This window comes from Alteromonas sp. P256, from assembly GCF_036864455.1.
Classification (GTDB): Bacteria; Pseudomonadota; Gammaproteobacteria; order Enterobacterales; family Alteromonadaceae; genus Alteromonas.
The window spans coordinates 95487-120997 of sequence record NZ_JAZETM010000010.1; the positions used below are offsets into that span (position 1 = coordinate 95487).

The following is a 25511-nucleotide window of genomic DNA, read 5'->3' on the forward strand; positions in this document are numbered from 1 at the left end:
TTACTCATTGTTACTGTGATGAAGACGCTTCGTTAGCGTCTTCATTATTTGATTTAACCGATTTATCGATTGACGCTAAAATACCACGTAGAATATTAAGCTCCTGTGATTCAGGGCGAGAGCGATTGAACAGTCTGCGTAACTTAGTCATAACCACCCCGGGGTGGCTCTTACGGATAAAAGAGGTTCTTTCCAGTGTGGACTCAAGGTGCACATAGAAGCGTTCTAAGTCTTCGTTGAGAGGATATTCTTCTTCAACTTCAGGGTATGTTTCTCTATTCAAGTACGCCATACGAATTTCATAACATAGCGTTTGAACCGCCGCTGCTAGGTTTAGTGAACTGTATTCTGGGTTTGCCGGAATACACATATGAAAATGACACTGCTGCAGTTCTTCATTGGAAAGCCCGCTATTCTCACGACCAAACACCAACGCGACGGGATATTTACTGACCTCTTGCACCAACTTTTCACCACAGTCTCGTGGCCCTAGCATTGGCCAAGAGTGCGTGCGCGAGCGTGCAGAAGTGCCAACAACGAGCCCACAGTCTTTTACTGCTTCTTCAAGCGTGTTGACAATTTTCGCATTGGCTAGCACGTCGCCTGCACCCGCTGCTAATGCGCTTGCTTGACCATCAGGTTCATTCACTGGGTCAACTAAATATAAGCTACTTAAGCCCATTGTTTTCATGGCGCGTGCAGTAGAGCCTATATTTCCTGTGTGAGAGGTGTTAACCAAAATAATGCGAATATTTTCAAGCATGCTTGCGATACCTATTTACTGAATAGTTAATTGTTTTGTCTTATTACGGCTAGCGCTTAAAAGCGGTGCCTTAGAAGGCGACGTTCATATGCCCTTGCACACTTTGGTCATACATACTGTGCTCTTACAAGCAAAGCTCTCAATAACTAGGTGATTAACACCCAGTTCTAGCAACCTAAGCATCAACAAACAGCCTGCTATCAGAGAATGGCAGAGACGTCTTTAATTAGCGTAAAGTGTAGCACAGCAGCGGTATAGATGGCTATTGGCTTACTTTTGACTCACTTGCTTATGACTCAATAATTTGTGGCATTCGGATTAGTTGTTACTAGGTGTAATTTGTTTCGTGTGGCAGCACTTAGGTAGCACCTAAGTAAGATGATTAAGACAGGCTTGCTTAGCAAATTCATTTGCATCGTTCATCGATTCTGTTAGACTCCGCCCGTTTTCGAATTAGGCAAGCTATTTTTTGTACAGTTATAATGCTGTTTACAACTTGAACATTATACAACTTGCGTAATTCATTGGTCTTTTACAATTGGTGGTTTATCTATGCATCCTATGCTGAATATTGCAGTGCGCGCTGCGCGTGCGGCTGGAACAGTCATTGTTCGTGGTTTTGAAAAACATAATGAAATTGCAACCGAGTCGAAGGGGTTGAACGACTTCGTAACTCAAGTTGACAAAGACGCAGAGCAAGCGGTTATCTATAAAATTCAGCAGTCATACCCTGATCATTGCTTTTTAGGCGAAGAATCAGGAGAGATACTAGGCTCGGACACTGATTATCAGTGGATTATCGACCCGCTAGATGGCACCGCCAATTTTGTGAAAGGCATTCCTCATTTTGCGGTTTCTATCGCACTTCTTCATAAAGGCCGTTTAGAGCAAGGCGTTGTATTTGACCCAATCCGTAGTGAATTATTCACAGCCAGTCGCGGACAAGGCGCTCAGCTTAATGGTTACCGTATTCGTGCATCAAAGCCTCGTGATTTAAGCGAAACCATTATTGCTACTGGTCTACCGTTTAAAAACAAATCACAGTTTGGCGAATATGCCCTTAGCCTCAATAAAATTTTCCACGAAGTGGGTGACTTACGTCGCGCAGGAAGTGCTGCACTTGACCTAGCATACGTTGCTGCTGGCCGTCACGACGGTTATTACGAGCGCGGTGTTAAGTCTTGGGATATTGCAGCGGGCGAGCTAATTGTTCGTGAAGCGGGCGGTTTGGTTACAGACTTTAAAGGCGGTAACGATCCGCTGCACAAAGGCGAAATCGTTGCTGGAAGCGGAAAAGTCGTTCAAGGCCTTGTTAAGCACCTTAAGTAACAGCGTATTAAGGTAAAACTTAAGGCGACATTGAGTGATTAGCGTCTCTCGCTTGTCACTGCATATCAGTGTAAAAATACAATGATTATATAGGCGTAAGTATTCGTACTTACGCCTTTTTTGTTTCCGTAACGTCATTTTATTTCTAATAAAACCTTACACCGATGTCGATTACGATAAGCCAATAAGCCTAAGTGCTAGCGGTAACGTAATTGCGGCGATCGCAATGTGTGCTGGCAAACTTGTTAGCCAGTGTCCTGGCATCGGAGGCTTACCCAGTAAAGCCCCAACACAATTACTGTAACGACAAAGCAATAGTAAAACAAAACTAATGAATGCAGTGGCCGACAATGTTATTAGCATAGAAAACATTGCCGACAGAGCATAGTGACTGACGGTAAAGGCAACAGCTATCAACACGCTTTGGTGAAGGACGTAAAAGGGGAAAACGTATCTGTTTACTTTTGTCACTATCAAATTTGGTTTGTCGAAAATCACATCAGCGACTGCGAGTATAGCAATAAGACCTATTGCTTTAGCAAAGTAATATGCAAACATAGCAATATTATTGAGCCAAAAGCGCGCTATTTCACTCTGTGCTTCTGCGTCATGCGCTACTGCGTTATGCGCTTCTGCGTTATACGCTGGGTCGTGTGCAGGTAAATAGCGCTCAATACCAAAACCAGTTTGATATAAAATGGTTGTCATTAGTGCTAAAACAACAATCGCGCGAAGATACCTCTTCAACCACCGCCAAAATTCATCAGTGCCTCCAAAAAGAAAGCCAAAAACTAAACATGAGAATCCATACACATCTCGTTTTGTATCGGCATCATCAATGTGCATGGTGAACATTACCACCACAACAAACAAAGCCAGCCAATACGCATTAAAGCAACCAAACCATTGACGAATACAGTGCAAAGGCCAATGAAAAATAATCAGTAATAGTGTGAAGCGCCACAATGAGCGTAAAAACCATAGATGATTTACATCAACGTGATGCCATATACCGGAACTAAAGCCTTCGAAATAATCACTGGGTCCGAAATAGAAGACAATTAAGAAGTCGGTAAATGATGTATCTATTGCATTCTTGTAAGTCATTTCAACAAAAAGTTGAATGGGGACAACGCAGTAAATTCCAAATAAAAGAGGTAGCAAAATAGCGTTACTTCTGCGAGTTAACAGGTAGCGCATTCCATACTTTTGCTGCATAAAATAAAGCGAGGTACCAGCAATAAACCACAGCAGCCCCATTCTCCATGGAGAGCTCAACATCATAATATGTTGCAACCAAAACCAGTTCGTTTGTTGCTTAAAATGAAATTGCCAATCTGGTACCCAGATCATGCCAAGATGGAAAAATAGCAGCACAATTACGGCCAGCACTCTAAGATAATCCAGCGCGACAATTCTCGTACACCTTTCCTTGCAACGATTTGGTGCTCGGTCTGTTGTATTCATTTTGCCCCTTTTTAAATGTTTGAGCCTGTGTAAGTATTGATGGCAGTAATGCAAACAAGATAGCAGCTAAGTAATTGAAAGGACTCGAATTGGTGACAAACGGTGGATTTAAGTGATAAGAGGAAACAAAGAACGCATGATCAATAAAATGTGGTTCCAGAAACACCAAACATCAATTTCCCTTTGTTTGCTCGCCCTGTATTTTATTATTAACGGGTTCATTAACAGCACCACCGTACTGATGGAGGCAATGAGAACCCCGCCGCTGCCGTTTTCTGTATGGGAACCTTTTGTCTGGGAATACACCAGTGCCATCGGAAGTTTTGTTGTGGTTTGTGCACTTGCTGTCGCGCTTAATCGCTACCCTTGGAACTGGGGCCACCCTCTTTTTAGCGCTTATCAGTACATTGTTATCGGTTTACTATTTGCGTTAAGCCACGTCTTGTTTATGGTGATAAGCAGAGAAGTTATATACGCACTAGCCGGCAGAGATTATCAATTCGCTGTTTCTTTAGAACAGTGGGCCTTTGAATTACTCTACGAGATACGAAAAGACGTGTGGTCTTTTATTTTCTTTGTGGTGCTTATAGGGTTTTATCGCTACACAATTGCTCATTGGCTTGGTAATGCCAGCAGCATTGCATTAGACAGGGAGAAGTCTCCGGGCAACAAAAAAGACGCTGAATTACCCTCTGATGACCTATTACTGATAAAAAAGCTCGGCCGCGAATTCTTAATAAACAAGCGAGACATTAATTGGATGGCCTCGTCGGGCAATTACGTAAACTTGCACATTGGCGCAAATGTTTATCCCATGCGAACAACGTTAAGCGCATTTTTAGACGCCAATACGCACCTGCCGTTCAGACGTGTGCATCGCTCCTTTGCGGTTAAAATTAATGATATTAACAATATTGAAGTCGCAGTAAGCGGCGACGGCATTATATCTTTGACATCAGGGCAAACGGTAAAGATGTCGCGCAGATTCAAATTAACCGCAACTCAATAAACGCCTCTATTTTATTTCCACCGTGAAAGCAAAAGTCGCTAGCCGCAAGTTATATATATTCAATTCCTTTATGCTTTCATAAGCACTTTGATTATCAACCGTGGACTCACCTTACGCGCCATAAAAAAAGCCGCGCCATAAAAAAAGCCGCACATGTGCGGCTTATTATACAGTGTTAGCTTTTTGCTACGTCGCTTTTCTAAAGCGGCTCTTGGTCAGCACCCTCTTTCTCCACTTGTGGTGGCATGAGGTCTTCTTTACTGATACCCAGCGCTAAAGCAACAGAGCTTGCAATATAAACCGATGAGTAAGTACCTACTACCACACCAAATAAAAGGGCTGTGGCAAAACCATGTATTAGTGCACCACCTTTGTAGAACAAGGCAACAAGTACTAGTACGGTGGTTAATGAAGTAATTATTGTGCGGTTCAAGGTTTGGGTCAGCGAGGTATTGATGATATCAATTGGCTCACCTTTACGGATTTTGCGGAAGTTCTCGCGAATACGGTCAGACACAACAATAGTATCGTTGAGTGAGTAACCGATAACCGCCAGTACCGCAGCAAGTACTGTCAAATCAAACTCAATTTGAAGTACTGAAAACAAACCTAACGTTAGAATAACATCATGGGCCAAGGCGGATACCGAGCCTAGAGCGAAACGCCATTCAAAACGCATTGCCACGTAAACCAAAATACAAATAAGTGCTACTAGCATGGCAAGACCGCCCTGCTCTGTTAGCTCTTCACCAACATTTGGCCCTACAAACTCAATACGTCGCATATCAACGTCAGTACCGTCGGCACGCAACGCATCAACAACTTGGTTCCCAATAGTGACCGCTTTTACACCATCGCGAGGCGCAATACGGATAAGTACTTCTTGGCTGCTACCAAAGTTTTGTACTATGGCATCTTCAAAATCAGCGTTATTTAACTGAGCGCGAATAGACTCTAAATTAGCACTGTCTTCATAGCCAACTTCAATCAACGTACCGCCGGTGAAATCCAGTCCCCAGTTCAGGCTATTAACGCCTAAAGAAACGAATGAGCCCAAAATAAGTAAAGTAGACAGCACCATCGCGGGAACGCGAAGGCGCATGAAATTGACGGTTTCGGATAGTTTTAATAATTGCATGTTACGCTCCTTAAATCGCCAGTTTCTCTAGACGCTTCCCACCATACACAGCATTGACGATAACGCGCGTAACCAAAATAGCGGTAAACATAGAAGTGGCAATACCAATCATAAGCGTAATAGAGAACCCTTTAATTGGACCTGTACCTACTGCGAACAAAATAAGGCCCGCAATAAATGTCGTGATATTCGCATCTAAAATCGTTGAGAATGCGCTGTCGTAACCGTGATGTATCGCTTGCTGCGGGCTTCGACCATCACGCAACTCTTCACGAATACGTTCAAAAATAAGCACGTTCGCATCTACCGCCATACCAACGGTAAGTACAATACCCGCCATACCAGGAAGGGTAAGCGTAGCGCCAGGGATCATAGACATAATGCCCACAATCATCACCAAGTTAGTCACCAACGCAATATTTGCCACAATGCCGAATGCCTTGTAGTACACCAGCATAAAAGCAAGTACCGCGAGTAAGCCGTACACAATGGCTTGAGTACCCAGTTCAATATTCTCTTTACCTAAGCTTGGCCCTACTGTGCGCTCTTCAACAATCTGAATAGGCGCAATTAGTGCTCCTGCGCGAAGTAAAAGTGCAAGGTCGCGGGCTTCTTTTGGCGAGTCTAGCCCAGTAATTTGAAACTTACTGCCAAGCTGTGCACGAATGGTAGCCACTGAGATAACTTGCTCTTCTTTTTCAAAAATGAGTTTGTCTTCTTTGTTGCGCTCACCGGTTGCTTTGTACTCAATGAAGACGGTTGCCATCGGCTTGCCGATATTGCCACGAGTAGAGCGTGACATCTTGTTGCCGCCTTCAGAATCAAGAGAAATATTGACGTTAGGCAAGCCGTATTCGTCAACGCCGCTGTTGGCATCGATGATATGGCTACCCGTAAGCATAATGCGCTTTTCCAAAAGCTGTGGCACACCTTGCTGGTCTTCAATAATTTGAGAACCCGGCGGTACACGCCCGTTTAATGCGTCTCGAACGTCATTTTTCTGATCAAGCATGCGGAATTCAAGCGTAGCCGTCGCATTCAAAATTTCTTTTGCTCGTGCGGTATCTTGAATACCTGGGAGCTGAACCACAATACGGTCAGCGCCCTGTTTTTGCACAAGAGGCTCGGCCACGCCAAGTTGGTTAACACGATTACGAATAATGGTAATGTTTTGTTTAACCGCATTGTCGCGAATTTCTTGAAGCTTACTCTCGGCAAACGTCGCTCGTAACGTAAGGTCGTCAACATCGTTAAAGGTTAAGTCACGGCTTTGGTTGCGCAGGAAAAACTTTGCTTTATCAAGCGCGTCTTCATCGCGAAAGGTAATATCGATATGATTACCCACTTGCTTAACGCCGCGATAGCGAATGTCTTCACCGCGAAGGGACGTTCTGAATCCGCTTTCCGCGTCTTCTAACGATTTGGTGATCACCTCAGACATATCAACTTCCATCAGGAAGTGGACACCGCCGCGAAGGTCTAGACCAAGCTTCATTGGCGTTCCACCTAAGCTCTCTAGCCACTCAGGGGTATCAGGCGCTAGGTTCATCGCTACAAAGTAGTCGTCGCCAAGCAGCTTCTCTAGGGTTTCACGTGCGACAAGCTGGGTATCAGAATCTGAAACGCGAACAAGTATTTGCTCATTTTCGAATTCAATGCGCTTAGGCGTAATTGATTTTTCAGCTAGTGCAGACTCAACTTGCTCAACCATTGATTGGGTGACAACCGCATCACGACCTGCTGAAATTTGTACGGCGTGATCTTCACCGTAAATATTGGGAAGGGCATAAAGTGCACACATTGCAACCACAAAGAGTGCACTTAATACTTTCCATATTGAATTTTTGTTTAGCACTGGATAATCCTTTCGTGCCGATGCCGAGAAGCGTCTCGGCTTCGGCGTTTTTTACTTACAGCGACTTCATTGTGCCTTTTGGCAACACAGCAGTAACTGAAGACTTCTGCACAACTATGTTGCTTGCTTCGTTAAGTGCCATTTCAATAAAATCTTTATCGTCAGACACTTTTGTGATTTTTCCTACTAAACCACCTTGGGTGAGCACTTCATCACCTTTGCCAAGTGACGATACTAGGTTCTTATGCTCTTTAACACGCTTTGCTTGTGGGCGATAAAGCAAGAAATAAAAGATAAGACCAAACACAGCCAGCATGATTATCATTTCCATGCCGCCACCTTGTGATGCACCACCCGCTGATTGCGCGTACGCGTTTGAGATAAATAAACTCATAAAATTCCCCAAGTATTCTCGTTATTAAAATATTTTCGTTATTATTTCGATTTTAGAGCGCCGGCACCGGCAGCCCTCGCTGTTCGTAGAAGTCGTGTACAAACTCATCCATTGTGCCCGCTTCAATAGCATCGCGCATACCTTGCATTACACGTTGGTAGTGACGCAAGTTATGAATGGTATTCAATCGTGCGCCTAATATCTCATTACACTTATCTAAGTGATGTAAATAAGAGCGAGAATAATTTTTACAAGTGTAACAGTCACAATTTTCATCTAATGGCGATGTATCGTTGCGATGTTTAGCGTTTCGAATCTTAATAACCCCCTCGCCTACAAACAAGTGGCCATTGCGCGCATTGCGGGTTGGCATAACGCAATCGAACATGTCGATGCCGCGACGAACCGCTTCCACTAAGTCCTCTGGCTTACCTACACCCATCAAGTAGCGAGGCTTATCTTCGGGAATCTTTGGCGCTGTGTGCTCGATAATGCGGATCATGTCTTCTTTAGGCTCGCCAACTGATAACCCACCAATGGCATAACCGTCAAAACCAATCGCTTCAAGGCCTGCAAGAGAAACGTCACGAAGCCCCTCATACATGCCGCCTTGAATAATACCGAACAATGCAGCAGGGTTGTCACCATGAGCCTCTTTGCTTCGCTCGGCCCAGCGTAGTGACATTTCCATAGACACCCGCGCTTCCTGCTCAGTGGCTGGGTAAGGCGTACATTCGTCGAAAATCATCACAATATCAGAGCCCAGATCTCGCTGAACCTCCATCGACTTTTCAGGTGTGAGTAAGATCTTTTCGCCGTTAATTGGCGAGCGGAACGTTACGCCCTCTTCGGTGATCTTACGCAGATCACCTAAACTGAATACTTGAAAACCGCCTGAATCGGTAAGAATAGGCTTGTCCCAGTTCATAAAGTCGTGCAGGTCACCATGCTGGCGAATAACACCTGTGCCCGGGCGAAGCATTAAATGAAAGGTATTACCCAAACAGATATGTGCCCCACTTTCTTTCAGTTCTTCCGGTGTCATTCCTTTTACCGTGCCGTAGGTACCTACCGGCATAAACGCTGGCGTTTCGACAACACCACGTTCAAATACAAGACGCCCGCGCCTGGCGCGACCCTCTGTTTTTAATAACTCAAATTGCATGTAAGAACTTTCCCATCTTTGCGCACTCTTCGCGTTAAGTATAAAAGTGCTTTTGATATAATCGGTCTATAACGTGCGCCTGATAAAAAACGTGCGCTGGGTATAAAACTGGGTTTGAAATCATGGGGCGGGATTATACCAGTAATTTACGCGAGATCATTCCCTGTATCTATGTTTCTATTGAAGTGAACGAATATCTGGCTGTAAAAGAGGGCTTTAAGTGAGAGTAACTAAGAATGAATGGCATTTAAGAATAGATGTTTGAGAATAGCCGTTTGAAGTAGAAATTGAGGCTATTATTTTGGGAGCTATTTAGGGAGCTATCTAGGGAAATTCTTTGATAGCTATTTAGGAAGCTATTTAACGAGCTAAGGAAAGCGCTATTTAAGAGCGCTTTCCAGAGAATCTATCCGAAAAGCCATTACAAGAGGCTATTCTAAGAGCTATTCCAAGAGCTGTTCCAAAAGGCCATTACAAAAATTCTGAACTAGCTTCTTTCGATAAACATGGAATCGCCATAGCTGAAGAATCGATATTCCTTATCAATGGCCTCTTGATATGCATTCATCACGTGCTCTTTAGAAGCAAATGCACTAATCAGCATCATCAACGTAGACTCTGGCAAATGGAAGTTGGTAAACATCGCATCCACCACTTTAAATTCGAAGCCTGGATAGATAAAAATTTCGGTATCATCATAAAACGTGCCAATGACATCACCGTCGCTTCGCATGGTACTGAATTTCGCAGCCGACTCTAACGAGCGCACTGAAGTTGTACCCACAGCAATGACTCGCTTGCCCGCTGCTTTCGTTTGAAGCACAGCATCGACCACATTTTGAGGTACCTCAGCATATTCGGCGTGCATTTTGTGCTCGGTAATATTATCGACTCGCACTGGTTGAAACGTTCCCGCCCCCACATGCAAAGTGACAAAGGCCAAGTTAACGCCCTTCTCTTTCAGCGCACCAAGAATGTGTTCGTCAAAGTGCAAACCAGCCGTTGGCGCTGCTACCGCACCTGGCTTGTCGTTATATACCGTTTGATAGCGCTCTTTGTCTGAATTTTCATCAGGTCTGTCTATGTAGGGCGGCAATGGCATGTGCCCATGAGCTTCTAATAGTTGCAAAACGGTTTCATCATGGTCGAATTGCAAAATAAATAAAGCATCATCACGGCCCGTCACGGTCACATTAACGCAGTCTTCTAAAACAAGTTTTGTGCCTGGTTTCGGCGCTTTGCTCGCTCTCACATGAGCAAGAGCGGTGTTGTCTGTGGTAATGCGCTCGATAAGCACTTCTACTTGTCCACCCGTTTCTTTCTTCCCGAGCAGTCTGGCTGGGATAACCCGTGTGTCATTAAATACAAGCAGATCGCCAGGTTCAACAAGAGATACCATATCGGCGAACATTGAGTGGGTAACGGTTCCCGTTTTTCCATCTAAACGCAAAAGGCGGCTAGCAGCACGCTGCTCAGTAGGATATTTCGCGATAAGTTTTTCAGGGAGCTCGAAGCTAAAATCAGAAAGTTTCATAACGTGGTGAGATACTCTTCTTACTTAGTTAATTAAAAGTTGCACAGTGCAGTCATTTCAAGCAGTGATTACAAGCAGTTGTGACAATAACCACAGTAAGCACAATAACAAGCCATAAAATGCGGGTAATTAAATAACGAGAAACACGTTAAAACCAGTTAAAAACTATAAACATCTTCGCGTAGGTCCTCGCATGGGTATGGTGCCATATAATCCGTTATGAAATTTCATACCACTTACAGCTGATTAAAATAAGTACAAGGCAGCTTAAACGGTTAAGATACAACCCAGATAGTGATGATGTTCTCCCTGACAATTCTTTATCTTTGATACTCGGCTACTTGCTGGGTATTTTTTTGCCTGCTGCTTTTATCTTAGTCGACGTATTGGCCGTCACGTTAGCCTTTGATTCTCAATTTACTGCTCATTTTTTCTACGTGCTATTATTCCTGCTATTTCTATTATCATACCAAGATCATGGTTGAAGGTCAGTTAAGATCTCTTCTAACACAGCGGCGTCTAAAGGCCGAGCTTTAAGCACATAAAGTACTTGCAGCATTAAATCAGCCCCCATAATACCTTTATTCACCTTATTTCTTAAATTATCAGCACTCTGCTCGATATCAATTGCAGCAAGCCGCTGGCTTAAGTCTTGATATTTCACGCCGCGCACAGACATTTCTGACTTAATCACCCGCGCTACGGTTTGTCTCCATGCATTTTTCGCACTCAATTCTTTGTTCAAAACCGGCCTCCCCAGCCATTAAAAACGCCCTTAAAATCACCACTAAAAACACTCTTTTGTGACGTATATTTTACAAAAACACACTTTTTTACACTTAAGAAGCATATTTGTTATTGACGATTATGGCACAATGGATATACACTTCAAGTCAAGATGTTGGCGAAGATGAAAAATACTGGTTACAGTAGCAATGCCGAAGGTAACGGCACCTTTTTCATTTACGACATTATCGCTTCAATAATTTAAGGAGAACACTATGAGTTGGGAACTGGAAAGCATCGAAGCCTTACTAAAAGAGGTTGATGACTTTGTGGTAACACGAGAGGAAAATTGCTTACTCATTGCTAATCAAGATGGCATCGATGCCTGGCTAGCAATCAGTGGTGAGCAAATTTTAGTAGAAAGTCTCTTGTTTGCTGCTTCAGAAGTGAAGGACAAGCACGCGTTAGACCATGAAATTCTGTCTTCTCACATGGTGTTTCCACTCACAACCGTTGGAATATCAACCATTGGTGGCGATGAGTATTACACCGCATTTGGCGCGCTAAGTGCGCAGTCGAAAGGCGAGAGTATTGTTATTGAAGTTGAAACCTTGTTTCAGAACGTTGCATCTTTCTTAGATGCTTACGAAATGCACCTTAACTAAAATTTACTTCGAAGGAGAAGCAAATGTCAGTGTGGAAAAAGTTAATTACCGCAGTAAAGGGTGGCGCTACCGAAGCAGCGCAGTCAGTGGCCGACAGTCAGGCCATCCGAATTCTGGAGCAGGAAATTAGAGAAGCGAAAGAAGAGTTACGCAAATCTGACCACGCACGTACTCAGATTCTTGCAAAATGTAAGCTTTCGCAGCAAAAAGTAGAAAGCTTTGATTCATCCATCGCTGAATATGAAGCACATGCTAGAAAAGCAGTCGATAATGACCGTCAACTTGCTCTTGATTGTGCACAGAAGGTGTCTGAGCTAAATGAAGAACGAGCGCAAGAGCAGTCATACCTTGACCAGTTCAAGCAATCGGAAAAGCAGTTAGCGCAAAACATTCAACAAGCTAAAGCCAACCTTCGCCGCCTAGAGCAGCAGGTTGATATGGTGAAAGCCACTGAGAGCGTGCAAAAAGCACAAGTTGCAGTGTCATCACGACACATGGGCGCAAACAGCAAAATGAAAACGGCCACAGAATCACTGTCCCGTATTCAAGATAAGCAAAAAATGCGTAATGCTGAGCTTCAAGCCGCCGAAGAGCTAGCGGGTGAAGAATCGAGCAGCGATCTTGAAAAACGACTGGCTGATGCAGGTATCAAAGGCGGAAAAACATCTGCTGACGATGAACTTGCTAGAATTTTAGGCAAGTAAAAAGATAGCAAAAAGGGGGAGCGTTTACGCTCCCCCTTTTTTTAGTTTTAGCACGGCTAGACAAGTTAAACGCTTCAAGGCACAGTTAACGCACGGAAAACACGGGTTACTTCTTTTATGTCCCCATGGATAAAACTGCGCAAAGTCATGCTGCAGTATTTCGCTGAATCTCGCTGGTACACCATTTTAGGCGTAACGGCGTTTTATGCAGTAAGTAGCTATTGGCTGCTTTATGCTGCAGATGAAAATGAACTCATTAACAGTGTCGACTTCTTTTACTGGTTAGCAGTAACGGCCTCGACAGTGGGCTACGGCGACTTATCACCGGTAACTTCGGCGGGAAAACTAATAGTGGCGATATACGTCATTCCGCTGGGCTTAAGTATTTTTGCCATGGTTATTGGCCGGTTGGCCGCGTGGGTGTCTGAACAATGGAGAAAAGGGTTATTGGGTATGACAAGCTTAGATGTTAACAACCACATACTGGTTATCGGCTGGAATGAACAGCGAACCATGCTGCTACTTAACCTCCTGTTACAGGAGCGAAATGCAATGAGCCCTAAACCTGATATTGTGCTGTGCGTTAAAGCCGATATTAGTAACCCCATGCCCGGCGTTATCGAATTTGTCAAAGTAGACTCGTTCAATAAAGATGAAGACATGGACAGAGCCTGCGTTTCCTCGGCGTCTACTATTTTGCTAGATAATCCTTACGACGACGTCACCATGACCACTGCGCTGTATTGCACGAAGCGTAACCCCGATGCACATCAAGTGGCATATTTTGAAGACGAAAGCTTAGTCGACCTGCTGCAAGACCATTGCCCTAAGGTTGAATGTACCCCCAGCGTTGCGGTTGAAATGCTGGCAAAATCAGCCTTCGATCCTGGCTCGAGCATGCTGCATCACGACCTGTTGAGTATTGATGAGGGCCAAGCTCAGTTTTCGGTAAAAATTCCAGCGTCGAGCCCTGCAATCTCAATCGCAAAGTTATTTATGAACTTGAAACGCAAGCACGACGCCATATTTATTGGTTATGCGCCCCGCGGGCAAGTGAAAGACATGGTGGTGAATCCTCCATTAGAGGGCACACTGAATCCTGGTGACACCCTTTTTTATATTGCGCTAAGTCGAATCAATTCGATTGACTGGTTAACGCTGGACGCCGATTAGCCCGCACACTAGGCTATCAAAAAGGAGCCCCCGTATGTTTGGTAAATTGTTTAAAAAAGCGAAACCTGCAGCACCAAAAACACCTGAAGTAATGGGGCTGTATTTAGGCGGTTCGTTTGAACTCGATAACCTTAAAATGTCGTTGCTAGAGCCATCGCTCACCATAGAAAAGGCGGCTCGCTCGCACCTTATACAAGCTGTAGGCGAAGCACCGCTTGACACCGGCGGCACCATACTCAGATTTTACACCGATGACGATGGATTTTTGCAGGTTATTCTCGATGGCGGAATGAGTGAAAACCACGTAACCGACGTCAAGCTCTGGCATTTTTACGACACACAAACCATTGGCAGTGATGCGCAGTGGAACACGTGTTTATCATCAATTATTAGTCAGCCAACTTATGACCTAGACGGCACCACCTTTACACGAGTATGGGGCGCCATTGGCGACGAGTCTCCCCCCGTGGCAGTCACCGAAACCACCTACGAGGAAGATGGTGACATAAGCAAAACAGATCAATTTATGATGCTTTACGAACGTCCAATAGATAATGAACGGGTGGAAACCCTGCTAGTCGTTGGAGAAGAGAAGCAAGTAGGTAATAATTTAGACCGATGCTTGGTAATTTCAACAGGCGTTGATATTCAACCAGCAGATATAACTATTAACGGATAGGAACAAGAAATATGACGGATACAATCATGCAATCTCTTGCAGGACTAGACAACTTTGCTTTGTACTTTGGCCTTTCAATCCTGTTCTTATTTATTTTTAAATTGGTGTATGCGTTAGTCACACCCCATGAAGAGTGGAAACTGGTTAAAGAAGACAAAAACGTTGCCGCAGCCATTGGTTTTGGCGGGGCTATTATCGGTTTTGCTATTGCCCTTGGAAGTGCCGCTTCAAACTCGGTTGCCGTCATCGACTTCGCCATTTGGGCCATTGTTGCCGTTATTGCTCAGTCTCTGGCTTTTGCTATTTTACGATTCAGCTTTATGCCAAAAATTGCTGAGCGTATTAACAACAACGAAGTTTCTGCAGGTGTGATGCTTGCCAGTATGTCAATTGCCGTAGGCTTGCTCAACGCAGCATGCATGACCTATTAGGGAGCCGCTATGACAGACTCAACAGACAACACAAATAAACAGGGCCCACTTGGCGCTACGTCTTTTGAAAGTAACTGCGAAAGCAGCTATAAAACCAGCTGTAAAAATACTTCTACCAGCGATGGCAACTGTATGAGTACTCAAGTCTTATCTGAGACGAACGCTGAGCCTGAAGTAAAAACCAAACGCAGTAAGCACATCAATTTAAGCCGAATGCGCAAAACGTTTAGCGTTAAACCTTTGGCACTTGGCGTTGCCAGTGTAATGCTCTCTGCCTGCGGCGCCGAGCGAGAAGAAGCTAAGATTTATACATCAATTGATGACTGCAAGCAGGATTATCCTGATGCATTAGAAAAGTGCGAGGCGGCCTATAAAACTGCGGCTGAAGAAGCGCTGCGCACAAGCCCACGATTTAATTCAGAATACGACTGTGAATACGAATTCGGCCCTAATCAGTGCCGTAACGTCAACGCTAACGGCGGCAGCTTTTTCATGCCGTTTATGGCGGGCTACATGGTGAGCTCATTACTCTCGCCAAACCGCTATTATTCACAACCTCTGTATACCTCATCTTCATACAACTCGCCCTTTCGCTCACGGTGGATAACGGCCGACGGACATGTGTTCGATGGCGATATTCGAAAGCGCAATTATCGAGTAAGTAAGGATCAGTTAAAACCAAAACCTACGGTTAACCGCACAATGAAGCGAGGCGGCTTCGGCAGTAGCGTGCGCGCTAAATCTTCATGGGGTAGCAGCAGTCGCAAAGGCGGATGGGGCGGCTAGCATGTTTAGAATGCCCTGCCAGCCGCGCCCAAACTGGCAGCAGCTAGCCTCAGAGTTCGGCTTTCATTTTCATACCATGTACGGGCAGCCTTATTGGGATGAAAGTGCCTATTATCAGTTTTCGCTAGCGCAAATTGAAAACGATATTGAAGCGCCCACCGCAGAATTACATCAAATGTGTTTAGCGGTGGTGGAGAAAGTAGTGAACAGCGAATCATTACTTCGCCGATTTGCCATACCCGAACAACACTGGGATTTGGTGCAATCAAGCTGGTTTAATGCCGATCCCAGTTTATATTCTCGTTTAGACCTTGTTTATAACGGTGCAGGCCCTGCAAAGTTACTAGAAAACAACGCCGACACGCCCACCAGCTTATACGAATCGGGTTTTTGGCAGTGGCTGTGGTTAGAGCAGAACGTGGATAATGGGAAACTGGCTAGGCATTCAGATCAATTTAACAGCCTGCAAGAAAAGCTGGTACATCGATTCCGTGAAATAGCGAAGCATTATAATATTCAGCAAGTTCACATGGCCTGTTGCAAAGATACCGATGAAGACAGAGGTACCGTGCAGTACCTTCAAGATTGCGCAGCAGAAGCTGGGCTGCTCGCCGACTTCGTGTTTATTGAAGATATCGGCATTGCAGATACGGGTGTGTTTACCGATTTAAACGACAGTCCCATCACAGATTGTTTTAAGCTTTATCCGTGGGAGTTTATGCTTCGGGAAGAATTCGGCGACGCACTGGCAGGTGCAGAAGTGAATTGGCTAGAGCCTGCTTGGAAATCTGTTTTATCGAACAAAGCATTGCTTCCCATGCTGTGGAAGATGTTTGAAGGCCACCCTAACCTGCTACCATCGTATTTCAGCGATGAAGCTGATAAAGCGGTTGCGTCGGGTAAATGGATTAAAAAACCATTGTATTCACGGGAGGGGGCAAACGTTTCGATTCTTCAGGATGGCAAAGAGGATGAGCTAAGCAGCGGTCCCTACGGAGAAGAAGGCTTTATTGTGCAGGCATTTGAACCTTTACCCACCTTTGGTGATAATTACACCCTAATTGGCAGCTGGCTGGTAGATGACATGCCCGCGGGAATTTCAATCAGAGAGGATACGTCTGCCATTACACAAGACCTCTCGCGCTATGTGCCTCACATTATTTTATAAAAGAAAGGCTTTATGAGCGCAAGAACCTGTAAACGAAAGACTTTATGAGCGCAAGATTCTGTAAACGAAAGATTTTGTGACCATGTGCGCTCTAAAACCTATATTACATGTACTGCATTCTAGCACCGCAATATTAACACCGTAGTACTCACAATACATATTTAGTATTATCGTAAAGGACACATTATGAAGTCGCTATCGATGCAGCTGCGCATCATACTCACCATAGGCGCACTGTTAATTTTAATTGAAGTGGCAAACCTTTTAACGGGTAATTCACTCAATGCCTTTGGCGTTGTGCCACGCTCTATAAATCACTTGCCATTTATTTTTACTGCCCCTTTTCTTCATGGCACTCCTACACACTTATTGGCAAACCTATTGCCGCTAATGCTATTCATGTGGTTAACAATGCAATGGGGCAAACGCACTTTCATTATTGCTACCGTGTGTGCGCTGCTTATTGGCGGCGTCGGCGTATGGCTGTTTGGCCGAAGCGCTACACATATTGGGGCTAGCGGCATGGTATATGGATACTTTGGCTTTTTGGTATTGGCTGGCTTTCGAAGTAATAAGATTCGATATTTGCTCATTTCCTTGGTGGTTGCTGCGCTATACGGCGGAATGTTAGTCGGCGTGCTCCCCACATCGAAGTTTATTTCGTTTGAATATCATCTATTTGGCTTTCTAGGTGGGTTATTTGCCGCTTGGCACTGGGCACGGAAATAACTTTCCGTATAATCACACTACAGAATTTGAAGTTACAGATTACTATGTCAGCAGTACAACAACCTCAGCAAAAAAATCAGGGCTTTTTTGGCAACCTCGCCTTTAATATCATTATTCCCGTAGTGCTTATGAGCTATGCAAGCTCTGAGGATTATTTAGGCCCAGCGTGGAGCATAGTGGCGGCGCTAAGCTTTCCCATCGGCTACGGGCTTTATGATTTAAAGCAGTCGGGTAAAGTAAATGGCTTCTCTATTCTTGGGATTATCAGTGTACTGCTTACCGGGGGATTTAGCCTATTAAAACTTCCCGCCGAGTATATTGCGATAAAGGAAGCCGCGATCCCTGGCCTTATTGGCATTGCAGTTTTAGTCACTCAATATACCGAAAAACCTTTAGTCAAGATGTTGATATTAAACGACCAAATTATCAATTGGCCTCATCTAAATCAGGTACTTGACGCTAAAGGCAAGCAGGTTGAGTTTAATAAAAAAGTAGCGGTAAGCTCATATATTGTTGCAAGCTCTTTCTTTTTGTCTTCTGCGCTTAATTACATACTGGCAAAAATGATACTCGTCAGCGAGCCTGGCACAACGGCCTACACCGAAGAGCTTGGCAGAATGACAGCACTGAGCTACCCCGTGATCGTCATTCCTAGCATGGTATTGCTGATTGCTGCGTTGTGGTATCTATTTGCTCAAATAAAGAAAATTACGGGTGAAGAGCTCGATAACTTTATTAATCAGTAATTTTAATAAAGCGTACCTTTAGACCTGCTCGATAGGTGCCGCACCATATCTCTTGATTTATGTAGTACGGCAATTATTATTGGCTTTTCGTTTAGAGGTGAAATGTAGAAAATGAAGTGCTCTTTTACAATCGTAAATTTTACGCTGGGGAGTGTTTTAGAATAATATTTACAGACAACTTCATTTGTACCAATTTTGTCGAATTGGTTTCTCAATGCAGAGCGATATAGTTTTACTTGTTTTTCACCCCAGTTTTTTAGGGTGTAGCGAACTATTTCACGAATATCATTTTCAGCGTCTTTTGATAGAAGATATGAAGTCAAGTTACTGATCTGCTAACTCTTCATCGAATATTTCATCGAGTGTTTTGTTTGAAATGGCACCACTTAATGCGCTATTGGTCCTTTTATTCAAAAGGCTTTCCAACTTTTTAAATGCCTCAGATTCCTCCTGTGAAGGCAATGCACATTCTAACACATAGGTTTTTATGCTCTTGCCCTGAATAGCAGCTGCTGCTTTAAGAAACTGGTGCTGTTCTGCAGTAATATCAATTGAAAGTCTCATAGACAACTCCATAGGGGTGATGCTGAAAACGATAGTTCAGATACAACATTATGTCAATTTGTTGTTTTTTAAATTTACCTCTTTTGCCCCCATTTACCATTATTCTTATTCTTATTATTGCTATTTTTTGCTGCTCCAAAAGTGCTGAGGCAACGTAAACCTATCAGTAAGACGCAATAATAGAACAAATTAATTGTTAGCTTGAAATAGACGGCTAGCTTAAAATTGTCGTCAGGATTGCCTCTTTAAAATCCTATAGAGTTGCCAAACTGCGACCCTGAATGAATTGTTCTTTACTTCTATTACTCGAAAAGGTCTTCCTGTCACCTATGTTGAAAATTGAAAAGTTAACAAAGTCGTTTGAAGGCGTTAGCGCACCTATTCTTTGTGATTTAGAACTTTCGGTAAATAACGGCGATTCCGTGAGTATTCAAGGGGCTTCAGGGTGTGGCAAGTCAACGCTTTTATCGCTTATTGCAGGCTTTGATACGCCTACCTCAGGTACCATTTCAGTTAACGATTATTACTTGTATGAAGGCAGTAAAAGCCCATCTCAGGACGCTTCCTCCAATGCCCGAAAATTAGCTGCGGCTAAAAAAGGTACGTTCGGAACAGAGACTGTTTTAAACAATGTTGCGAGAAATAAAAGCAATGTGGATGATTTTCGAAAGAATCATTTAGGGATAGTATTTCAAAGCTACAACCTGTTTGATTGTTTTAATGCATGGGATAACATTGCGTTTACCGCGCGATTAAAAGGTAACTACAACCCGCAGTATCAAACTGAACTTATGGAACAGCTCAATATTTTGCCTCTTGCGAAAAAGCCAATATCTCAATTATCTGGCGGTGAGCAACAGCGCTGTGCAATAGCAAGGGCACTGGTACACAAGCCCTCTTTAATACTCGCCGACGAACCTACCGGAAATTTAGATGAAGCCACCAGCCAAGCTGTTTCCGATATTCTCTATGACGTATGCAGCGCGATGAACACAACATTACTGGTTGTGACACACAGCCCTGATGTGGCTCAAAAGGCGAAGTTCCCATTGTGGTTACATAAAGGCAAATTGCACGAAGAAAAAGCGCCGATTAAGGAATTGCAGTGAACGCACTAATCGCAGCAAAAATGGTCGCAATATTGAGATCCGAAGTGAGAGTAAAAGCAAGCGCAGCCGCTAATGCAACAGTTAACGCATGTGTCAAACCGGCCCACTATTTAAATGATGAAGTGTCCCTTTGCATAGAACTTTAAACCTCACCCTCAAAGCACTTTTGGCCATGTCGCGGGCAAGACCGTGGGAGCCGCTGCTCATCATGTTCGCCATCATTTTAGCCAATGCAGGCCTCATTACCGTGCTGCTTATTAACGAAGGCGCTTCGCAAGGTGAGCTAGCCAGTAGCCAATCTTCTATTTTCAATGGCGGTACTACTGTTTCTGTCGACAAGGCTGCTGTTGCCAACACAGCTGTGGGTGAGGCTGCAAGTGAGCCTCCAGTAAGTAAAGTAGGTAAAGTAAGTGAGGTGGGTAAAGAGGGGGAAGTAGGTAAAGACGACTCCCTCAGCAAAGCTGACTATGCGAATTTAAGAATGGCAGGGTTTACCCAACTGGTAGCGTTTAGCGAAAGACAATACAGGTTTTCATGCGCTGAAGATGTTAATAGCGATAACCAAGTAGAAACGTCACAAGCGGCTACAGAGCTGTCTCTTTTGGGAATAGATAACCATGCCCTTTTTAGCTATCCAGCTGCTGAGGATAAAGCAGGCTCAATGTCAAATAATATGGCTGGGTTAATGTTAACAAATAGCGGCTCTGCTCAGTCAAATCATGTTGTGGGCGCCATACACCCAGCTACAAAATCAAAGCTCGGCTGCGATGTGTTGTTTTTTAGTGGTGCTCAAAAACGCAATCAAAAAGGTGGTAAAAAAGGCAGCCAAAAACGCAGTCAAAAAAATAGCCAACTAGCCAGTGGTGACACACAAGACGGCGAAGCTTCTTCATTAGGAGCGTCTTCAGCTGCCGCTTCACCTGAGGCGGCAGCTGAAACAGCAGGTGCGTTGCCGCCCTCTTCTGGCATCACTTCATCATCCTCATCGGCCGTTATTGTACAATTAAGGGTCAGCACCGCAGTGCCGCAAGATACTGTTGTTGTGTCGCTAGCAGACTTTTATCGCCGAAATATCACTGAGGCCACATGGCCCCTTTCAGGCTTTTTGTCCTTACAGACTCTCTCACAAAACGAGAAGCTAGATATACAACAAAGGCTTTCACAGACCGTTGAATTTGAAGATGTCAGTACGCAGCAAGACACCGGCTCGTTACCAGATAGCTTTAAGCTGAATTTGTGGGCTATGGGCGCGTTAATGGCCGTAGTGGCGCTCTTTATTGTGTTAAACGCGCTGAACTTGATGTACAGAACTCGGTTACCCAACATCATTAGATTGCGACAATTGGGCATAAGCAGCCGCCATTTAACTACTGCACTACTTGCAGAGCTTTTACTTTATTGCGTATTGAGCGTTCCCGTTGGTTGCGCCGCAGGTTTTTATGCCGCGTCAATGCTTTCACCCATTATTAGCGGCACCTTTTCTTCTCTTTTCGATGCGGTGTTTATTACCCCTGACGTCAACCTAATCAGCACACTCGCGCTCTCGGTAATTGTTACCTTTTTATCGCTGGGCATATTTGCACTCATTCCAGCAAAACAACTCTCTACTGCATTAAGCACAAGAACAGTTAAAGCCGCTCAGCCTATGCGAAAACGCTCTGTCCTTGCTTGGACGATAGCCGGTATTGCCCTATTAGCCATTACCCAAGCGTTAATATCATCTACGCTGCACGCACTGCTGTTTGTTGCACTATTACTGCTGGTAAGCTGCTCTTTGGTGATTGTATGGTTGCCAATACTGGCCAACGGTGTGATGAAGGTTACGCCAGCTAGTAGACCCGTTTTACACTTTATAGTAGCAAGTACTGCGCAGCTTTCTTCTCGTACCCGTCTTGCCGTCTGTGCTTTTTTCATTGCGCTTACCGCTAACATTGGCATGAACGTTATGACCGATAGCTTTCGTGCGGCTACGGAAAGTTGGCTAACACAGCGATTGTACGCCCCTGCGTATTTGTACACCGATAAAGCACTCTCTGAACTTGTTATACCCGAAGGCGTTGCCTCAACGCCATTGCTAAGACTACAAGGCAAACTTGTTGCCCAGTCTAATGCGAACCCTAGTGGCAGTGCTTCTAATAACAATAGCTCTAGTAGCAATGATTTTAGTAGCGTTGGCTCTAAAAGCGCGGATGCTACCACTATTTCAATTAGCAGTTACCCTACCCATGATAATGGCCGTAATGCCCTTGTTGTAGACGCTAGTGTTCCTAATGCATGGGCCAAGTTTGAAAGCGGTGAAGGCATTTACATTAATCAACAGCTTGCGTTTTCTTATGATATTTCACTGGGCGACACGCTTTTTCTTGAAGAGGTAAAGGCTGTCAATATCGATGAGAGCTCAAACCAAATTAACAATCGTTTCTTCAACAAGCCACCCTCTTTTACCGTATTAGGCATCTACCCAGATTACGGCAATATGAAAGCGCAGTTTCTGTTGCCACTATCAAGCTTTAATAGAGATACCATTGGTGACGCCGCATTTTCTGGGGTGCTTGCTATCTCTTACGGTCAATCTACTTTCCCAGCTAATACACCTGAAGCGTCTCAAACCTTTGAGCAGAAGGAAACAGCACTCGCCACCCAGGGCAATCTCTACAGTAGAGAAGAATTACTCTCGCTTTCGATGGATACCTTTGATAGAACGTTTGTCCTTACTGATGGCTTAAATATCACAACGCTGCTTGTAGCGGGAATAGCCTTTGCAGTATCGCTAAGTATATTGTCGCTAAGCAATGCATCATCGCTAACAGTGCTGAGGGCCCTCGGGGTAAGTAAAACAGCAGTAAAGCTCAGCTTACTAGGACAATATATTTTTCTATGCTTACTCACCGCCTTACTTGCCGTACCGTTTGGCGTTTACCTAGCGTATGTATTTATATTCAAAGTTAATCGACTTGCCTTTAGCTGGGTCTATCCGCTAGCTATCGACGTTAGCCTTATCATAAGCAGTGTAACGGTGTCGCTAGCAATCATATGCTTGGTAATTGCTCTTCCACTAGGCAGGCTAAAGCCCAAAGTAGATTTACGACAGGATGCACCGCTATGAAACCTACGCTTAACCTGCTCTCGGAGATTTTTCCCACGCTCTTAAAAAGAATTGAGCCTCTCAAATTTTCCCTTTCAGTAGCAATGGCCGTTTGTGTATTAACCTGCAGTGCTTGCTCAGATGCGCCAGCCCCTTCTCGTTTCTTTGGGGATCTATCAAAAAGTAATTCGGAAGATAGCTCTGAAGATAGCGCTGAAAATGGCAGTGGCAGCGACTCTTCAACCGGCTCGTTTCAATCTGTGAATAAAACAACACCGTTAGTGTTACCTAAGGATCATGGCAGCCACCCTGATTATCAGCTTGAGTGGTGGTACCTAACCTTTGTATTAGAAGATGATGAGAATAACGAATACGGCTTACAATTTACCTTGTTTCGATTTGCTACCGCAAAAGAAACTCAAGACACAAGCTCATGGTCTACGCCACAGCAGTGGATGGGACATGCGTCACTACACTCAAAAGATGAACATTTTTTTGAAGAGCGCTTAGCTGCTGGAGGCGTAGGAAACGCCTTTGTTAAGCCATCCCCTTTTAACGCCGTTATTGATGACTGGTCGTGGCAATCAAAAAGCGACTCTCCTTTTCCCGCAACATTACAATTCTCTATCAATAACGACGTAGATATTGCTCTGTCACTCACCGCCACTGGCCCATTCGTTAAACAGGGTGATAAGGGCTACAGTAAAAAAACTGAAGACGCACGCCTTCGCTCCTACTATTACAGCCAGCCATTTATAGACGCAAGCGGTACTCTTAATATAAACGACACAACGTTCAACGTGAAAGGTTTGGGCTGGTACGATCATGAATGGACAAGCCACCTAGCTAACAGCAATGCCATGGGTTGGGACTGGTTTTCACTGCATTTAGACGACGGTAGTAAGCTGATGGCGTTTCGTATGCATGCCACTGGTGCAGGTACAAAAGCTACAAAAAATAGAGGCAGTGAAATATATACGACAGCCTCTTACATCACGGCATCAGGAAATAAAGAAACACTAGCATTGAATGAAACCAGCATAGTGCCTTTAGATAATGAACAAATTACTACGTTAAATACCGAACGCGATGTACCCACCACGTGGCAAATAACCATTCCTAGTAAAGATGTGGATATTACTGTATCGCCATTTAAATCTGGCCAATGGAATAGCAGCGTATTTGCGTATTATGAGGGAAGAGTAAACGTCACCGGCACCCATAAGGGTGCTGGCTTCATGGAACTAACGGGTTATTGATATATTGAGGCTACGAAGGTTCTTATTAACTGGTATTAACGCATTTAAGCTAATAAATAGACCAGTTAATTCGCTCGCTTAACGAGGTTAATGCTGCCACGCCAAGTTGAGAATTCCCGACACTGTTAAGAGCGGGCGAAAATACACAAATGGTAAAGCGCCCAGGAACGACAGCAACAATTCCGCCACCTACCCCACTCTTACCTGGCAAGCCTACTTTAAAAGCAAAGCTGCCTGCTTCATCGTACATACCGCTAGTGGCAAGCAACGCATTAACCTGCTTAGTTTGATAAGGGGTTAGCACTTGCTCATTGGCACACGCTGACATGCCTCTATTGGCGAGAAAACTAATAGAACGCGCCAAATCTTCACAGCTCATTTCTAAAGCGCAATTATGAAAATAGTTGTGCAAAACATCTTCAACTTCATTCTCAAAATTGCCGTAAGCCTTCATTAAGTAGGCCATTGCCGCATTTCTTGAGCGATGCTGAAATTCTGACTCAGCCACCACTTTGTTCACCATGATTTCGCCGTTACACGATAGACGGCGAACAAAGTCCCGCATAGCGATATGGGGAGAGGCGAAACGGGACTGCACCATGTCGCTGACTACTAATGCCCCAGCATTGATGAACGGATTTCTTGGCATCCCATTTTCGTATTCAAGCTGCACTAGCGAGTTAAATGGCAATCCGGACGGCTCGCAACCCACTCGGTCCCACATGGTCTCGCCATAGTGATTGATAGCAAGTACCAAATTGAACACTTTCGAGATACTTTGAATAGAAAACGGCACACCGGCATCGCCAATCGACGTGATCTGGCCCTGAATATCGCAAATCGCAATGCCGAATTGACGTGGATTAACGGTTGCAAGGGCAGGAATATAATCAGCCACCTTACCCATACCCAGCATGGGCTCTACCTCGTCATAAATATCTTGAAGTAGCGCTCGCATGTCATCGTTCATCAAATCAATTTCTCCACCCAGTTACATTTATGGCACACTTAACGTGCTAATACGTAATAAAGC

25 protein-coding genes are annotated in these 25511 nt (G+C 44.3%); 14 read left to right on the top strand and 11 right to left on the bottom strand.

The window, feature by feature from the left end; translation table 11 throughout:
• Positions 1–10 precede the first annotated feature (10 nt).
• Positions 11–763 (bottom strand): tRNA (cytosine(32)/uridine(32)-2'-O)-methyltransferase TrmJ, encoded by a 753-nt coding sequence (trmJ, locus tag V7R39_RS14675; RefSeq protein ID WP_334031588.1) that lies wholly within the window; start codon positions 761–763, stop codon positions 11–13.
• A gap of 552 nt (positions 764–1315) precedes the next feature.
• On the opposite strand from trmJ, the gene suhB reads away from it, so the two are divergent.
• Positions 1316–2092 (top strand): inositol-1-monophosphatase, encoded by a 777-nt coding sequence (suhB, locus tag V7R39_RS14680; protein ID WP_032097239.1) that lies wholly within the window; start codon positions 1316–1318, stop codon positions 2090–2092.
• Positions 2093–2263: 171 nt separating this feature from the next.
• Here the strand turns inward: suhB and V7R39_RS14685 are convergent, their stop codons facing one another.
• Positions 2264–3559: an acyltransferase family protein gene (locus V7R39_RS14685; protein WP_334031589.1), complete on the bottom strand. Its 1296-nt coding sequence runs from the start codon at positions 3557–3559 to the stop codon at positions 2264–2266.
• Between the two features lie 136 nt (positions 3560–3695).
• Between V7R39_RS14685 and V7R39_RS14690 the strand changes: the two genes are divergently transcribed.
• A complete protein-coding gene (locus V7R39_RS14690; RefSeq protein ID WP_334031590.1) occupies positions 3696–4568 on the top strand; it encodes a LytTR family DNA-binding domain-containing protein in 873 nt (290 codons plus the stop codon).
• 199 nt (positions 4569–4767) lie between these two features.
• Here the strand turns inward: V7R39_RS14690 and secF are convergent, their stop codons facing one another.
• From secF to V7R39_RS14720, 6 genes are all read right to left on the bottom strand, one after another.
• Positions 4768–5706 (bottom strand): protein translocase subunit SecF, encoded by a 939-nt coding sequence (secF, locus tag V7R39_RS14695; RefSeq protein WP_334031591.1) that lies wholly within the window; start codon positions 5704–5706, stop codon positions 4768–4770.
• Between the two features lie 10 nt (positions 5707–5716).
• Positions 5717–7561, bottom strand: coding sequence for a protein translocase subunit SecD (gene secD, locus V7R39_RS14700; protein ID WP_334031592.1), 1845 nt, complete (start codon positions 7559–7561; stop codon positions 5717–5719).
• A 55-nt stretch (positions 7562–7616) separates the two neighbouring features.
• Entirely contained in the window at positions 7617–7955 is a 339-nt protein-coding gene (yajC, locus tag V7R39_RS14705) for a preprotein translocase subunit YajC (protein ID WP_032097120.1), read from the bottom strand.
• A gap of 52 nt (positions 7956–8007) precedes the next feature.
• Entirely contained in the window at positions 8008–9120 is a 1113-nt protein-coding gene (gene tgt, locus V7R39_RS14710) for a tRNA guanosine(34) transglycosylase Tgt (RefSeq protein ID WP_334031593.1), read from the bottom strand.
• Between the two features lie 487 nt (positions 9121–9607).
• Positions 9608–10654 carry a tRNA preQ1(34) S-adenosylmethionine ribosyltransferase-isomerase QueA gene (queA, locus tag V7R39_RS14715; protein ID WP_334031595.1) on the bottom strand — a complete coding sequence of 349 codons (1047 nt, stop codon included), beginning with the start codon at positions 10652–10654 and terminating at the stop codon, positions 9608–9610.
• Positions 10655–11129: 475 nt separating this feature from the next.
• Positions 11130–11333: a DUF6471 domain-containing protein gene (locus tag V7R39_RS14720; RefSeq protein WP_235207730.1), complete on the bottom strand. Its 204-nt coding sequence runs from the start codon at positions 11331–11333 to the stop codon at positions 11130–11132.
• 322 nt (positions 11334–11655) lie between these two features.
• Here V7R39_RS14720 and V7R39_RS14725 point away from each other — a divergent pair, with 322 nt between their 5' ends.
• From V7R39_RS14725 to V7R39_RS14765, 9 genes are all read left to right on the top strand, one after another.
• Positions 11656–12045, top strand: a complete 390-nt coding sequence (locus V7R39_RS14725) for a DUF2170 family protein (RefSeq protein WP_032097124.1) — start codon at positions 11656–11658, stop codon at positions 12043–12045.
• A gap of 23 nt (positions 12046–12068) precedes the next feature.
• Entirely contained in the window at positions 12069–12749 is a 681-nt protein-coding gene (locus V7R39_RS14730; protein WP_032097125.1) for a PspA/IM30 family protein, read from the top strand.
• A gap of 117 nt (positions 12750–12866) precedes the next feature.
• Positions 12867–13922 (top strand): potassium channel protein, encoded by a 1056-nt coding sequence (locus V7R39_RS14735; protein WP_334031597.1) that lies wholly within the window; start codon positions 12867–12869, stop codon positions 13920–13922.
• 34 nt (positions 13923–13956) lie between these two features.
• Complete coding sequence (locus V7R39_RS14740) at positions 13957–14601, top strand: YjfK family protein (protein ID WP_287008722.1); 645 nt, start codon at positions 13957–13959, stop codon at positions 14599–14601.
• 11 nt (positions 14602–14612) lie between these two features.
• Positions 14613–15032: a DUF350 domain-containing protein gene (locus V7R39_RS14745; RefSeq protein ID WP_334031600.1), complete on the top strand. Its 420-nt coding sequence runs from the start codon at positions 14613–14615 to the stop codon at positions 15030–15032.
• A gap of 132 nt (positions 15033–15164) precedes the next feature.
• Positions 15165–15818 carry a DUF1190 family protein gene (locus V7R39_RS14750; RefSeq protein WP_334031668.1) on the top strand — a complete coding sequence of 218 codons (654 nt, stop codon included), beginning with the start codon at positions 15165–15167 and terminating at the stop codon, positions 15816–15818.
• Position 15819: 1 nt separating this feature from the next.
• Entirely contained in the window at positions 15820–16986 is a 1167-nt protein-coding gene (locus V7R39_RS14755; RefSeq protein ID WP_334031601.1) for a glutathionylspermidine synthase family protein, read from the top strand.
• Between the two features lie 186 nt (positions 16987–17172).
• On the top strand, positions 17173–17715 hold the full coding sequence (locus tag V7R39_RS14760) for a rhomboid family intramembrane serine protease (protein WP_334031604.1): 543 nt from the start codon (positions 17173–17175) through the stop codon (positions 17713–17715).
• A gap of 44 nt (positions 17716–17759) precedes the next feature.
• The gene (locus tag V7R39_RS14765) at positions 17760–18461 is read left to right on the top strand and encodes a VC0807 family protein (RefSeq protein WP_032097241.1); all 702 of its coding nucleotides are present in this window, start codon (positions 17760–17762) and stop codon (positions 18459–18461) included.
• Positions 18462–18463: 2 nt separating this feature from the next.
• Here the strand turns inward: V7R39_RS14765 and V7R39_RS17865 are convergent, their stop codons facing one another.
• Together V7R39_RS17865 and V7R39_RS14770 are read right to left on the bottom strand one after the other, a co-directional pair.
• The gene (locus V7R39_RS17865) at positions 18464–18784 is read right to left on the bottom strand and encodes a type II toxin-antitoxin system RelE/ParE family toxin (protein ID WP_438823550.1); all 321 of its coding nucleotides are present in this window, start codon (positions 18782–18784) and stop codon (positions 18464–18466) included.
• 1 nt (position 18785) lies between these two features.
• A complete protein-coding gene (locus V7R39_RS14770) occupies positions 18786–19025 on the bottom strand; it encodes a type II toxin -antitoxin system TacA 1-like antitoxin (RefSeq protein ID WP_334031606.1) in 240 nt (79 codons plus the stop codon).
• A 329-nt stretch (positions 19026–19354) separates the two neighbouring features.
• Between V7R39_RS14770 and V7R39_RS14775 the strand changes: the two genes are divergently transcribed.
• The 3 genes from V7R39_RS14775 (at position 19355) to V7R39_RS14785 (ending at position 24478) form a co-directional block, all read left to right on the top strand.
• Positions 19355–20134, top strand: coding sequence for an ABC transporter ATP-binding protein (locus V7R39_RS14775; RefSeq protein ID WP_334031608.1), 780 nt, complete (start codon positions 19355–19357; stop codon positions 20132–20134).
• A gap of 130 nt (positions 20135–20264) precedes the next feature.
• Positions 20265–23240, top strand: coding sequence for an ABC transporter permease (locus tag V7R39_RS14780; RefSeq protein WP_334031610.1), 2976 nt, complete (start codon positions 20265–20267; stop codon positions 23238–23240).
• Positions 23237–24478 carry a lipocalin-like domain-containing protein gene (locus V7R39_RS14785; RefSeq protein WP_334031611.1) on the top strand — a complete coding sequence of 414 codons (1242 nt, stop codon included), beginning with the start codon at positions 23237–23239 and terminating at the stop codon, positions 24476–24478. Before V7R39_RS14780 ends, V7R39_RS14785 begins: the two co-directional genes overlap by 4 nt.
• Before the next feature lie 49 nt (positions 24479–24527).
• On the opposite strand, the gene glsB is transcribed toward V7R39_RS14785, so the two are convergent.
• Positions 24528–25436, bottom strand: coding sequence for a glutaminase B (gene glsB / locus V7R39_RS14790; protein WP_032097243.1), 909 nt, complete (start codon positions 25434–25436; stop codon positions 24528–24530).
• Positions 25437–25511: the final 75 nt, after the last annotated feature.

Coding starts and splice junctions, on each gene's coding strand:
- trmJ (WP_334031588.1), bottom strand. CDS start 763: ATGCTTGAAAATATTCGCATTATTTTGGTTAACACCTCTCACACAGGA.
- suhB (WP_032097239.1), top strand. CDS start 1,316: ATGCATCCTATGCTGAATATTGCAGTGCGCGCTGCGCGTGCGGCTGGA.
- V7R39_RS14685 (WP_334031589.1), bottom strand. CDS start 3,559: ATGAATACAACAGACCGAGCACCAAATCGTTGCAAGGAAAGGTGTACG.
- V7R39_RS14690 (WP_334031590.1), top strand. CDS start 3,696: ATGATCAATAAAATGTGGTTCCAGAAACACCAAACATCAATTTCCCTT.
- secF (WP_334031591.1), bottom strand. CDS start 5,706: ATGCAATTATTAAAACTATCCGAAACCGTCAATTTCATGCGCCTTCGC.
- yajC (WP_032097120.1), bottom strand. CDS start 7,955: ATGAGTTTATTTATCTCAAACGCGTACGCGCAATCAGCGGGTGGTGCA.
- tgt (WP_334031593.1), bottom strand. CDS start 9,120: ATGCAATTTGAGTTATTAAAAACAGAGGGTCGCGCCAGGCGCGGGCGT.
- queA (WP_334031595.1), bottom strand. CDS start 10,654: ATGAAACTTTCTGATTTTAGCTTCGAGCTCCCTGAAAAACTTATCGCG.
- V7R39_RS14720 (WP_235207730.1), bottom strand. CDS start 11,333: ATGTCTGTGCGCGGCGTGAAATATCAAGACTTAAGCCAGCGGCTTGCT.
- V7R39_RS14725 (WP_032097124.1), top strand. CDS start 11,656: ATGAGTTGGGAACTGGAAAGCATCGAAGCCTTACTAAAAGAGGTTGAT.
- V7R39_RS14730 (WP_032097125.1), top strand. CDS start 12,069: ATGTCAGTGTGGAAAAAGTTAATTACCGCAGTAAAGGGTGGCGCTACC.
- V7R39_RS14735 (WP_334031597.1), top strand. CDS start 12,867: ATGTCCCCATGGATAAAACTGCGCAAAGTCATGCTGCAGTATTTCGCT.
- V7R39_RS14740 (WP_287008722.1), top strand. CDS start 13,957: ATGTTTGGTAAATTGTTTAAAAAAGCGAAACCTGCAGCACCAAAAACA.
- V7R39_RS14745 (WP_334031600.1), top strand. CDS start 14,613: ATGACGGATACAATCATGCAATCTCTTGCAGGACTAGACAACTTTGCT.
- V7R39_RS14750 (WP_334031668.1), top strand. CDS start 15,165: ATGAGTACTCAAGTCTTATCTGAGACGAACGCTGAGCCTGAAGTAAAA.
- V7R39_RS14755 (WP_334031601.1), top strand. CDS start 15,820: ATGTTTAGAATGCCCTGCCAGCCGCGCCCAAACTGGCAGCAGCTAGCC.
- V7R39_RS14760 (WP_334031604.1), top strand. CDS start 17,173: ATGAAGTCGCTATCGATGCAGCTGCGCATCATACTCACCATAGGCGCA.
- V7R39_RS14765 (WP_032097241.1), top strand. CDS start 17,760: ATGTCAGCAGTACAACAACCTCAGCAAAAAAATCAGGGCTTTTTTGGC.
- V7R39_RS14770 (WP_334031606.1), bottom strand. CDS start 19,025: ATGAGACTTTCAATTGATATTACTGCAGAACAGCACCAGTTTCTTAAA.
- V7R39_RS14775 (WP_334031608.1), top strand. CDS start 19,355: ATGTTGAAAATTGAAAAGTTAACAAAGTCGTTTGAAGGCGTTAGCGCA.
- V7R39_RS14785 (WP_334031611.1), top strand. CDS start 23,237: ATGAAACCTACGCTTAACCTGCTCTCGGAGATTTTTCCCACGCTCTTA.
- glsB (WP_032097243.1), bottom strand. CDS start 25,436: ATGCGAGCGCTACTTCAAGATATTTATGACGAGGTAGAGCCCATGCTG.